Raw genomic sequence first — 12,394 nt, 5'->3', positions numbered from 1 at the left:
AATCCTCTTTTGAAAATCAGCCCGTTGTCTTTTGTCTTACCCGCTTCCTCGGTATTTCCTGGGTTTGGAATGACAATGCCGTTACCGCAAATTCTTTCATGACCTTACGATAAACATCACGCTTAAATGAGACAACCTGCCGCACCGGATACCAATAACTTACCCAGCGCCAATCGTCAAACTCAGGGTGGCCTGAAGAACTTAAATTAATCGCACTATCTTGGCTTTTGAGTTGTAACAGAAACCACTTTTGCTTTTGGCCAATACACACAGGCTTACTGTCCTGTCTCACTAAGCGTTTAGGTAAACGGTATCTTAGCCAAGAGCGCGTCGAGGTTAATATAGTGACATGCTCGGGTTTTAAGCCAACTTCCTCATACAATTCACGGTACATTGCCTCTTCGGCCGATTCACCATCATCTACACCGCCTTGGGGAAACTGCCATGAGTGTTGTCCAAACCGTCTGGCCCACATGACTTGGCCATATCTGTTACAAATTATTATGCCCACATTTGCGCGAAAGCCGTCGCTATCAATCACATGGACTCCAAATAAGGATAAATTTTAATAAAGCGATTGTTTCACAAAGCCCGTCTCTCAGCAAACCTCTATTTTCAGCTTATCTTTGGATAAATAGTTTCAACTTACTACTTTATCAACAACTCATCGACTTAATTTAAGGGGATATCCACATTTTCTGTGGATATCTCTGTTTGAAACTCGGGTAAACTAGGTATATCGTTCAAAAAACAACAAATAGAATATACATCACAATGCATACCACATCAAAAAAATAACCTATAAATCATTAAGATAAACCTTAACAATTTACAGAATATCTATCCAAACACACAAATGCTCACTTTTTAACCTAAAATAAATTCTATTATTTAATTAGAGTAATCCTTAAATGTTATACACAGAGCACACCCAAAATTACCCACATTCCTATTTAAAAATGCCACTTACTACCATTGACTCAAAGATTTTATTCAGTTAAAGGCACACGCATTGTGAGTTATCCATAATATCTGTGGATAAATATGTGAGAAACGCAAGGGAAAGCCGAGAGTAACTTTGAACACTTTAACTGAACCCTGCCAAAAACCAGATAAAAACCATGTAAATCATACACTTAAATACAAAAACCTAGCAGTGCACTTATTCTTTTTTTAATGTTCATTTTTTGACCTTGGTTGCTAAGCAGTTATTTTCCAGTAAAATTCGCCTATGAAACCTATTATTCCCCCTCAAAATCTGAGCGAATTGCTCGAACGCGCTAATATGATGGCCGGCGTATCTTTGGCGCAAATTGCTACCCATCGCGGCATTCGTGTCCCCGACAATCTGAAACGCGATAAAGGTTGGGTGGGACAACTCATTGAAATGGAATTAGGTGCGATAGCAGGTTCGAAACCCGAACAAGATTTTCTTCACCTCGGAGTAGAGCTAAAAACTATCCCCATTGATCATCAGGGCAAACCACTTGAAACCACCTATGTGTGCGTTGCACCGCTGACCAATATTGAAGGATTAACTTGGCAAGACAGCTTAGTGTGTCACAAGTTACAACGAGTACTGTGGGTACCAGTAGAGGGGGAGCGACATATCCCTGTGGGTGAACGCAGAGTTGGCACACCGATACTGTGGCAGCCCGATCCACAAGAGCAAGCATTACTGCAACAGGATTGGGAAGAAATCATGGAGCTGATTGCTCTTGGTAAAGTCGAAAATCTCACCGCTAGGCACGGTGAAGTTCTCCAATTACGCCCTAAAGCCGCTAATAGTAAGGCATTGACTCGAAGTATTGCCGAGGATGGCAGCCTCAAAATGACCAATCCTCGCGGTTTTTATCTCAAGACCGCCTTTACAGCAATGATATTAAATAAAGTGTTTGGTTAAATTTTCGTAGCTATATAGCGTTGTATTGATCCAGATCACAAATATCACTGGCACTCTAGTGATGATTTTCTATAAACTACGGCATCCTGAAATATATGGCCGTATTCGGATACAAAACCCGTTGTGAGAACTCGTAGACAAGCGAAAAAACTTCTTTTTGCGATATTAGCTTGGGCGATAGCCATGGCTGCATTCGTGTTTTTTCGATATGCCCAATCACCAGAACTGCCGCAATGGGCTGTAGGTTCGGCTGATCTCGCGACACTCGCTGTCTATATGGGGATTATTTTTGGCAGCTTACACTGGATGTCCAATCTGATAGCTGATTTTAGCGCTATCAATCGCCTACCTTATATCTTCTCAGTCATTTTTAAAGGATTGTTCCTGCTATTAGGTGCAACAACCTTAGCTTATATGACCCAATTTCTAAATATGTGGGCCATTGAAAATCACATGTCGACCCTTAGACAAATGCTTACGGCGCATATTCTCTATAGTCCCTCATTCCAAGCCTTAATTGTTTATTTAGTCGTTGTACGAGTGAGTTTAGCCTTTGTGGAGCAGATGGGGCTTTTAGTTGGGCCACGTATTTTACTCAATATTGGTTTAGGCAAATACCATAAGCCAAGATACGAACAGCGTTTATTTCTTTACTTAGATATGGTCGCCTCAACAACTCACGCTGAATCCCTTGGCGATTATCGCTTTAGTCGCCTAATCCAAGATAGTTTTAGCTTACTTTCAGATACTGTGAGTAATAACGAAGCTGAAATCTACCGCTATATGGGTGATGCCGTATTAATCCATTGGCCCTTAGAGGAAGGTGTTGTGCACGACCGCTGCATGAATATCTATTTTGAATTTAGCCAGCAATTAAATTGGCAGAGACGTTACTTTGAAGAACACTATGGTTTTGTGCCTAAATTTAAAGCGGCGGCTCACTGTGGGCAAGTCGTTGCTGCAGTTGTGGGTGTTCAAAAACAAGAAATTAGCTTCTTTAGTGATGTGCTAAATACGTTAGCGAGACTGCAGGATCAATGTAATCCCTTAGGACAGCGTATGTTGATCTCTGGCGCCTTAGCGGGACGACTCGATAATCCTAACAGTGAGTATCGTTTGACTAATCTGGGCCCGATTAAATTAAAAGGGAAACAACACTCGATTGAAGTGTTTGGTGTTTCCCCTTTATAAAACTCACCAAAAGCAAAAATACTCAGTGATTATGCGGTTTCGTTAGCTAACAATTTTTGGATCAATAAACCTAGCGTACGGAAAGTTAAAATTCGGCTGGTTGTTTGTCGCCATACTAAACCGATATCGCGATATGGCGCTTCACCTGGTGGAGTCATGACCACCAGATCGGTATCATTCAAAATCCCTGCATCAATCGCCATTTGCGGTAAGAACGTTGTGCCCAGTTTGCTATTTACCATTTGTACTAAGGTATGCAGACTCGTGGCAGCAAAAGGATTGACTTTAGCACTGTCGCCCAACTGACAAGCAGTAATGGCATGGCCAGTAATACAATGCTCGCTCTGCAACAGAAAAATACTCTCATCAGGTAATGTCTGATAATCAATCGGCTGATGAATTCCACCCACTAAATCTTTGTGGATCACCATCTTAAAGGGATCAATACCTACCTTCATGCTGTGGTAGCCACTGGTATCAACGGGTAGAGCAAGAATGAGTATATCTAACTCCCCTTTACCCAACGCATCGAGTAAGCGCTCTGTTGTATCCTCTTTGAGTAATAGGCTCATCGCGGGATAAGCGTGTTGGCACTGTTTGACAACGCGGCTGAGTAAAAATGGAGCAATGGTAGGAATACAACCTAAGCGGATATCCCCCGTCATAGGCTCACCTTGGTTTTTAACCAATTCAACTAAATCATCTACATCCGTGAGGATTTTGCGAGAACGTTGCACCACTTCCTCACCAATAGCGGTGAACATAAAAGACTTGTGATCCCGTTCAATTAACTGGTGGCCAAGCTGTTCTTCAAGATTCTGAATGCCACTTGACAGAGTCGATTGGCTGACAAAACACACCTTAGCGGCGCGATTAAAATTCTGCTCTTGATGAAGATTCACCAAGTAATATAGATTCTTAAGGCTAGGTAAATTTTTCATTTTATCGATTGCCACTACGGTTATGAATTAATAAATTTAATCAACTCTACCATAAGTTATCAACTAAAACGCGGCTAAATTACTCAATAGTGTGAGCAAAATCGATTTTCAATCAAGGTAAAACGCTTGAGGCGACTCAGAATACCGGAGGGAAAAGCAAAAGGGGGGATAAAACGAGAAGGAAGAAGTTATCGAGGTGCAACCTTTACGCCGCACCTCGCAAACCAAACTAGGCTTTAGCCTGTAAGAATTGCTTTAATTGCTGCAGATCGGTACTCGCAAATTCAACAATTTGCGCGACCCAAGTTGCATGTTCAACTTCCCAACGCGCTTCTTCGCCATGCTGCAGTAATTGGGCAATTTGCTGAATACGTTTTAAACCAACTGAACCCGCTGCACCTTTAAATTTGTGGGCCTCAGAACATAAAGTGTCCTTGTCAGCAGCTTCGTTAGCCTTTACTAGATTCCCAACATATTCAGGCATTAATTGCTCAAATAACACCACGCTCTTTAGCAAAGTACCGGCACCAATCGCGCTGCAATACTGTTCTAACGTATTGAGATCTAGAATTGTCTCTAATTCAACTGTGGCCATCTAGGCCTCCCTTAAGTAGTCCAATGCTTAAAACAAATTTATGACATGATACCCACTAAAATTGTCAGCGCAACTTATAGCAGCATTTGTGGTCAAAAGATGTTTTTATTAACAAAAAATCAACTATATCAAATACTATTAGCGATAAAAAATTACCAAATGAATCCATTCAGCAAATATGGACATTATGGTCGCGCTAATGCCGCCCCTTGTCCACCCTTACTCGCAAGATCCTCAACAATCGCCACTAAGCCATTCCAACGATAACCACACCAATCGGGTGCCAGCAGTATCGGTTTTTTCGCATAGGCGGTCACCCGATGAAAGATCACCTCTTTCGGTGTATGCCGAACCAGTTCGCCGACACAAGCCGCATACTCCTCAATACTGAGCAAAGGTAAGCGCCCTGCGCGCCAAGCTTTTGCCATAGTACTGCCCTCAACCACATGTAATGGATGAAGCTTTAAACCATCTACGCCCTGCGTCAGCACCGCCTGCAGTGTCGCCATGTAATCGAGACGAGTCTCACTGGGTAAACCTAAGATAAGGTGAGTACACACCTTTAATCCTCGACTTCTCGCCCGCAAAACGGTATCGCAATAACAGGCAAAATCATGGCCACGATTAATCTTGTGTAGCGTCTTGTCGTTGGCGGTTTGTAGACCAAGCTCCAACCAGACATCGACGCCCTTTTGCTGATAACTCGCTAATAAATCTAATACATTATCTGGCACACAGTCGGGACGAGTGCCAACACACAGGCCCACAATCTCACTGTCTTTGACCGCCTCATCGTATTTAGCCATCAACACTTGATACTCATCATAAGTGCTCGTATAAGCCTGAAAATAAGCGATAAACTTATCCGCATTCAGCTTGGGTTTCGCCTCTTTATAACGGGCTTTCCCTTGTTCTAGCTGCTCACTGATGCTGAGCGTTTCCGTTTGCTGATAACTAAAGGACGCCACGTTGCAAAAGGTACAACCACCACGTCCAAGCGTGCCATCACGGTTAGGACAAGTGAATTTGGCATCTATGGTGAGCTTGCGTAATCGCTCACCGTATTTAGCCTTACAAACAGCACCAAATGTGTTTACGTATGCATCGAGCCCCATTAGCTCACCTGCCATATTTCATGTCGTTTCATTAAAAATAACCAAGATAAAATCACAAGAAAGAAGAAATAATGATGTGTAGATAGACGAAAAAACTCATGATAAACAAAGCGACCACACTTTTCTTGGCGGTAAATCAAACTCTCATAATATTCACCATATCCAAGCTAAAAACCTGAGCCGCCCCTCACAGGGCCTTTACATTCTGTGATAGCACTCACAACCAAAAAGAATAACAATTCACTTATTTCATATTTTTATACAAACACTGTATTTGCAATAAAAATCACTATTTCTAAATCAAAAACAATCCGCGCCAATGTTACATTTTGGTAACTTACAAGTTTTTCATTTTTTAAAATTCTTTTTATTCATAATGTTATACGACACTTTAATCAGTTAACGTTAACGTCAAGCAATTGTGTTTTGTGTATGAAACATGAATTAATACCCATATTTTATGCAAAATTTTGGTTTGACCTTTAGTTAATCTCAGGCTAATTTGGGTGGTTCGGGTGCATATCTATAGAAAGTCTTTACATTTCTCCCGAGTAGTAATTTCGTTGAGGTCAAGGGAGGTTTTTGTATGAGCTTATATCATCCCAGTTTTGAGCGGGACAATTGTGGGTTTGGCTTGATTGCACAAATGGATGGCGAAGCCAGTCATCGTATCGTGCGCACAGCTATCCATGGCCTTGATCGCATGAAACACCGTGGCGGTATCGCCTCTGATGGTCGAACTGGGGACGGCTGTGGTTTATTGATGCAGCTACCATTGCAATTCTTTGAGGCCGTAGCCGCAGAAAATGACTGGCACTTGAGCCGCAAATTCGCTGTAGGCATGTTGTTTTTAAGCCAAGATGAGGAATTAGCCGACCAAGCTAAATTCATCCTCGAACGCGAACTGGAGCGTGAAACCTTAAGCATTGCTGGTTGGCGTAAAGTCCCTATCAATCCTGAGGTATTGGGTGAGATTGGTAAATCGAGCCTACCGCAAATCTATCAAGTGCTGATTAACGCCCCCATTGGTTGGCGTGAGAAAGATCTTGAGCGACGTCTCTACATGGCTCGCCGCCGTTTAGAGCAACAAATTACTGACGATAAAGACTTTTATGTCGCGAGTCTTTCAGGTCAAGTCATCGTCTACAAAGGCTTAATGATGCCTGCCGACCTGCCCGCATTCTATCCCGACCTTGCCGACATCCGTTTGAAGAGCTCCATTTGTCTATTCCATCAACGCTTTTCAACCAATACTTCACCTAAATGGCCACTCGCTCAGCCCTTTAGGTATCTTGCCCATAACGGCGAGATCAATACGATTACCGGTAACCGCCAATGGGCTCGCGCTCGCGCCTATAAGTTTAATTCGCCGCTGCTGCCTGACTTACAACAGGCGGCACCCTTTGTGAATGAAACGGGTTCAGACTCCTCCTCCCTCGACAATATGCTCGAGATGCTGCTCTCTGGCGGGATGGACTTATACCGCGCCATGCGTTTGCTGATCCCGCCAGCATGGCAAAGTAACCCTGAGATGGATGACGAGCTAAAAGCCTTCTATGACTTTAACTCCATGCATATGGAGCCATGGGATGGTCCTGCGGGGATCGTAATGACCAACGGTCGCCACGCCGCTTGCGCGGTCGATCGTAACGGTCTGCGCCCATCTCGTTATGTGATCACTAAAGATCGTATCTTAACCCTCGCCTCAGAAGTCGGCATTTGGGACTACGCCGCCGATGAAGTGATTGAAAAAGGCCGTGTCGGCCCAGGCGAGCTGTTAGTGTTAGATACATTAAATGGCCGTCTATATCAGTCATTCGAAATCGATAACGATCTTAAGCGTCGCCACCCCTACAAAGAATGGATGGCGAAAAACAGTCGTACTTTAATTCCTGCCGAGCAGCTAACGACAGAGCAACATGGCGCCAGTGAATTAAGCCCTGAGCAACTACTGCAATATCAAAAGCAGTTTGGTTACACCCGCGAAGAGCTTGAACAAGTGATTTGGGTGCTGGCAAAACAAGGCGAAGAAGCGACTGGCTCCATGGGCGATGATACGCCAATGGCCGTATTGTCGAAAAAGTCACGCTCGCTCTATGACTATTTCAGGCAAAAATTCGCTCAAGTCACTAACCCGCCTATCGATCCATTGCGTGAAAAGCACGTGATGTCTCTGGCGACCTGCATTGGCCGCGAACAAAACCTCTTCAACGAAACTACTGGCCATGCCTATCGAGTGATGTTCAACTCACCGATCTTATTATTCAGTGATTTCAATCAATTACTCGGATTAGATAGCACTTACTATCGCGCCAATATCGTCGATTTAAACTACGATCCGAAAGAAGGCTTAGAACAGGCGATTCGCCGCATCACCTCGGAAGCCGAGCGTTTAGCCCGCAGTGGCACTACGCTGCTGATTTTATCCGACCGTGCGATTGATAAATCGGCGCAGGTAATCCCAGCGGCCATGGCAGTCGGCGCAGTACAACAAATGCTTGTGAGTAAGAGCCTACGCTGCGATACCAACATCATTGTTGAGACCGCCTCGGCGCGAGATCCGCACCACTTTGCAGTGCTACTCGGCTTTGGTGCTACGGCGATTTATCCGTATCTAGTGTATGAATCAATCTCAGATCTAGCGAAACGCCATCAACTGACCGATACCACGGCGTTGATGCTGAACTTCCGCTACGGCATCGAGAAGGGTCTACGTAAGATCATGTCGAAAATGGGGATCAGCACCGTCGGCTCCTACCGTTGTAGCCAGCAGTTTGAAGCCATTGGTATCGCCAGTGATGTGATTGAACTGTGCTTTAAAGGAGTGGTGAGTCGTATCGAAGGCGCCAGCTTTGAGGATATCGCCAACGATCAAGCGCTGCTGCATAAGGCCGCTTACCGCGCCCATGTGCCACTGCCACAAGGCGGTTTACTCAAATACGTAGATGGCGGTGAGTACCACTGCTTCAACCCAGATGTGGTCAACACGCTGCAGGCATCCTTAATTGACAAGAATTTTGCGACCTATAAGAAGTTTGCCGAATTAGTCGATAACCGTCCAGTTGCCACCCTAAGGGATTTGATTGGCATTAAGGCTGACCAAGCCGCAATTGAACTGGATAAGGTCGAAGCTGCTAGTAACTTGTTCCCACGTTTTGACAGTGCGGCCATGAGTATCGGTGCCTTAAGCCCCGAGGCTCATGAAGCATTAGCCATTGCAATGAACCGTTTAGGTGGCCGCTCTAACTCGGGTGAAGGTGGTGAGGATGCTCGCCGCTTTAACACCGAGCGTAACTCGGCAATTAAACAAATTGCCTCGGCACGTTTTGGCGTAACCGCCCATTACCTAGTCAATGCCGATGTGTTGCAGATTAAAGTGGCCCAGGGTGCAAAACCCGGTGAAGGCGGCCAATTGCCAGGCCATAAGGTGAGTGTGGAAATTGCAGGGCTGCGCCACGCGCGTCCCGGTGTAACACTAATTTCACCACCACCACACCATGATATTTACTCTATCGAAGACTTAGCCCAGCTGATTTTCGATTTAAAACAAATCAATACCAAGGCACTGATCTCCGTGAAGTTAGTGTCTGAGCCAGGTGTCGGCACGATCGCCACCGGTGTAGCAAAAGCCTACGCCGATATGATCACTATTTCTGGCTACGATGGCGGCACGGGCGCGAGTCCTATCACCTCGGTGAAATACGCCGGCAGCCCATGGGAACTCGGCCTTGCCGAAGTGCATCAATCTCTGGTGGAAAATGGCCTGCGCCATAAGATCCGCTTGCAGGTCGATGGCGGCCTAAAAACCGGAACCGACGTCATCAAGGCAGCCTTACTCGGCGCCGAGAGCTTTGGCTTCGGGACTGTGCCTATGATTGCCCTAGGTTGTAAGTACCTGCGTATTTGCCACCTGAACAACTGCGCTACTGGTGTCGCAACTCAGGACAAGAAACTGCGCGATAACCACTACCACGGCTTACCAGAGCGAGTGATGACTTACTTTGAGTTTGTCGCCGAGGAAGTGCGCGAATGGATGGCAACCCTAGGGGTCAGCAAGTTCGAAGACTTAGTCGGCCGCAGTGAGTGGCTACATACCTTAGAAGGCCAAACCGATAAGCAACGCGGACTCGATTTAGCGCCGATCCTGTATCAGCCGAAGGTCAGAGCCAGCACCTCGCGTACTTGGCAGGAAACCAATCCACCAGCAGATTTAGGCTTACTCAACCAACATCTGCTCAACGAGTGCCAGAGTGCAGTAGATAAGGGCGAGTGTTTCGATGCCGCTTACAGTATCAACAACACTGACCGCTCAGTGGGCGCACGCCTGTCGGGCTATATCGCAACTACCCTTGGCGTTAAAGGCACTAAGGCACCGATTAAACTCAGCTTTAATGGCAGTGCCGGCCAAAGCTTTGGGGTATGGAATAGCCCAGGCCTCGAACTCAAGCTCTGCGGTGATGCCAACGACTATGTCGGTAAAGGCATGTCGGGCGGCAAGATTGTTATTTATCCACCGCTGGGTAGCCCATTCCAGAGCGAGCGCAGCGCGATTGTCGGTAACACTTGTCTGTATGGCGCAACTGGCGGACGCTTCTTCGCCGCGGGCCAAGCGGGTGAACGCTTTGCGGTACGTAACTCGGGCGCCATCGCCGTAGTTGAAGGCTTAGGCGATAACGGCTGCGAATACATGACCAGCGGGATTGTGGTCGTGCTCGGTAAAACCGGGGTCAACTTCGGCGCGGGGATGACGGGCGGCTTTGCTTATGTCTTCGACCAATTTGGCCGCTTTAACCGCCGTGTGAATAACGAGCTTGTCGATATCCAAAAACTCGAGTCACCTATCCATCAACAGCATTTGAAAGGCTTAATTGAAGAGCATGTGGCCGAGACTGGCAGTGAGCACGCGAAGATGATCTTAAGCGACTTTGCCAACTGGTTAGATTGCTTTGTTTTAGTGAAACCGAAAAATATCGCCGTTGCAGATCTGCTCAAATTAGAGCAATCGAGCCCGGAACTGGCAGTAAAAGCGGGGTAATAGCAGATGAGTAACGATTTTCAATTTATTGAAGTGGGTCGTAAAGACCCAACTAAACACCCTGCAGCAAAGCGTTCGACTCAGTTTATTGAGATTTATCAGCCCTTTGCTCAAGCTCAGGTGAGTGAACAAGCGGACCGTTGTCTCGATTGCGGTAACCCTTATTGTGAGTGGAAATGCCCGCTGCACAACTATATTCCCAACTGGCTGAAACTGGCGCAACAGGGCCGGATCATGGAGGCGGCGGACTTAGTCCATGAGACCAATACCCTGCCCGAGATCTGCGGCCGCGTCTGTCCACAGGACAGACTCTGTGAAGGGGCTTGTACCCTAAACGCCGACTTTGGCGCCGTGACTATTGGTAATGTGGAGAAATACATTACCGATAACGCCATCGCCCAAGGCTGGCGTCCGGATATGAGCAAGGTCACGCCCCGTAAAGAAAAAGTGGCGATTGTGGGCGCAGGTCCAGCTGGCTTAGGCTGCGCCGATATTCTGGCCCGTAATGGGGTTAAGGCTGTGGTATTTGATAAATATCCCCAGATTGGTGGCCTGCTGACCTACGGTATTCCCGCTTTTAAACTGGATAAAGCCGTGATGGCAACTCGCCGCACTGTGTTAGAAGGCATGGGCATCGAGTTCAAACTGGGCGTAACTGTGGGCAAAGATGTCGCCTTTAACCAACTGCTTGAGGAATACGATGCGGTATTCCTCGGCATGGGAACCTACACCGCCATGAAAGCGGGCCTTGAAGGCGAAGATGCGCAAGGCGTGTACCAAGCCCTGCCCTACTTGATTGGCAATACCCAACACCTGATGGGCAGCACAAGCCCTGATACGCCTTACCTTAACCTTGCCGGTAAGCGCGTGGTGGTCTTAGGTGGTGGAGATACCGCCATGGACTGTGTTCGCACCGCCGTGCGCCAAGGGGCTAGCAGCGTGATTTGTGCCTATCGCCGTGACGAAGCCAACATGCCGGGTTCTCGCCGCGAAGTGCAAAACGCCCGTGAAGAGGGAGTGAACTTCCTGTTTAATCGTCAACCCGTGGCGATTAAAACCCAGGATGGCAAAGTGGTGGGTGTCGAATGCGTTGAAACTCAAATGGGTAAAGCCGATGCGAGTGGCCGTCAACGTGCCGAAGCGATTGAAGGCAGTGAGCAGCTACTCGACGCCGATGCGGTAATTATCGCCTTCGGTTTCCAACCTAGCCCTGCGCCTTGGTTTGCCGATTACGGCATTGAACTCGACCAATGGGGCCGAGTAAAAGCCAGTAAACAGGCCGATAATCCATTCCAAACCACCAATCCAAAGGTATTTGCTGGCGGCGATATGGTCCGTGGCTCGGATCTGGTTGTGACCGCAATTGCCGAAGGACGTGATGCCGCGCAAGGCATTCTTAACTACTTAGATTAATGGTTTTTTGTTGTACCGCTGTAGCTGTGAGTCTAGGACTCGTACCCACGAGTCCACCATTTGCTTGTGAATTTTGGCGCACCTTAGGGTGTAATGCCGTTCACTTAAGAGTGAACGGCATTTTTCTTTGGTCTAACCGGAAACTTGTTTTTGCTCATTTTAAGGACTCGTGGATATGCCCTTTCCCGTTTACCATCCAGC

The 12,394-nt window shown here is 46.6% G+C and carries 8 protein-coding genes; 4 read left to right on the top strand and 4 right to left on the bottom strand.

Annotation, left to right across the window (positions count from 1 at the left end):
* Positions 1-16 precede the first annotated feature (16 nt).
* Positions 17-541: an RNA pyrophosphohydrolase gene (gene rppH / locus M0413_RS20595; RefSeq protein WP_037415562.1), complete on the bottom strand. Its 525-nt coding sequence runs from the start codon at positions 539-541 to the stop codon at positions 17-19.
* Between the two features lie 690 nt (positions 542-1,231).
* Here rppH and mutH point away from each other — a divergent pair.
* Complete coding sequence (mutH, locus tag M0413_RS20590) at positions 1,232-1,903, top strand: DNA mismatch repair endonuclease MutH (protein ID WP_249555485.1); 672 nt, start codon at positions 1,232-1,234, stop codon at positions 1,901-1,903.
* Positions 1,904-2,086: 183 nt separating this feature from the next.
* Positions 2,087-3,094, top strand: coding sequence for an adenylate/guanylate cyclase domain-containing protein (locus M0413_RS20585; RefSeq protein WP_211164521.1), 1,008 nt, complete (start codon positions 2,087-2,089; stop codon positions 3,092-3,094).
* Between the two features lie 29 nt (positions 3,095-3,123).
* On the opposite strand, the gene oxyR is transcribed toward M0413_RS20585, so the two are convergent.
* From oxyR to mnmL, 3 genes are all read right to left on the bottom strand, one after another.
* Positions 3,124-4,035 carry a hydrogen peroxide-inducible genes transcriptional activator OxyR gene (gene oxyR / locus M0413_RS20580; RefSeq protein WP_050991326.1) on the bottom strand — a complete coding sequence of 304 codons (912 nt, stop codon included), beginning with the start codon at positions 4,033-4,035 and terminating at the stop codon, positions 3,124-3,126.
* A 229-nt stretch (positions 4,036-4,264) separates the two neighbouring features.
* Positions 4,265-4,630, bottom strand: a complete 366-nt coding sequence (locus M0413_RS20575) for an Hpt domain-containing protein (protein WP_249555483.1) — start codon at positions 4,628-4,630, stop codon at positions 4,265-4,267.
* Between the two features lie 185 nt (positions 4,631-4,815).
* Complete coding sequence (gene mnmL, locus M0413_RS20570) at positions 4,816-5,745, bottom strand: tRNA modification radical SAM protein MnmL/YtqA (RefSeq protein WP_037427624.1); 930 nt, start codon at positions 5,743-5,745, stop codon at positions 4,816-4,818.
* Positions 5,746-6,331: 586 nt separating this feature from the next.
* Between mnmL and gltB the strand changes: the two genes are divergently transcribed.
* Positions 6,332-10,780 carry a glutamate synthase large subunit gene (gene gltB / locus M0413_RS20565; RefSeq protein WP_249555482.1) on the top strand — a complete coding sequence of 1,483 codons (4,449 nt, stop codon included), beginning with the start codon at positions 6,332-6,334 and terminating at the stop codon, positions 10,778-10,780.
* A 6-nt stretch (positions 10,781-10,786) separates the two neighbouring features.
* Positions 10,787-12,193 carry a glutamate synthase small subunit GltD family protein gene (locus tag M0413_RS20560; protein ID WP_249555480.1) on the top strand — a complete coding sequence of 469 codons (1,407 nt, stop codon included), beginning with the start codon at positions 10,787-10,789 and terminating at the stop codon, positions 12,191-12,193.
* Positions 12,194-12,394 lie beyond the last annotated feature (201 nt).

Source organism: Shewanella sp. 8A (assembly GCF_023475945.1).
GTDB classification, from domain to species: Bacteria; Pseudomonadota; Gammaproteobacteria; order Enterobacterales; family Shewanellaceae; genus Shewanella; species Shewanella xiamenensis.
This window is presented reverse-complemented; position numbering and strand designations above follow the sequence as displayed.

What these genes read in the sequence shown, in the direction of transcription:
- mutH (WP_249555485.1), top strand. Translation starts at nt 1,232, where the DNA reads ATGAAACCTATTATTCCCCCTCAAAATCTGAGCGAATTGCTCGAACGC.
- gltB (WP_249555482.1), top strand. Translation starts at nt 6,332, where the DNA reads ATGAGCTTATATCATCCCAGTTTTGAGCGGGACAATTGTGGGTTTGGC.
- M0413_RS20575 (WP_249555483.1), bottom strand. Translation starts at nt 4,630, where the DNA reads ATGGCCACAGTTGAATTAGAGACAATTCTAGATCTCAATACGTTAGAA.
- M0413_RS20585 (WP_211164521.1), top strand. Translation starts at nt 2,087, where the DNA reads ATGGCTGCATTCGTGTTTTTTCGATATGCCCAATCACCAGAACTGCCG.
- M0413_RS20560 (WP_249555480.1), top strand. Translation starts at nt 10,787, where the DNA reads ATGAGTAACGATTTTCAATTTATTGAAGTGGGTCGTAAAGACCCAACT.
- oxyR (WP_050991326.1), bottom strand. Translation starts at nt 4,035, where the DNA reads ATGAAAAATTTACCTAGCCTTAAGAATCTATATTACTTGGTGAATCTT.
- mnmL (WP_037427624.1), bottom strand. Translation starts at nt 5,745, where the DNA reads ATGGGGCTCGATGCATACGTAAACACATTTGGTGCTGTTTGTAAGGCT.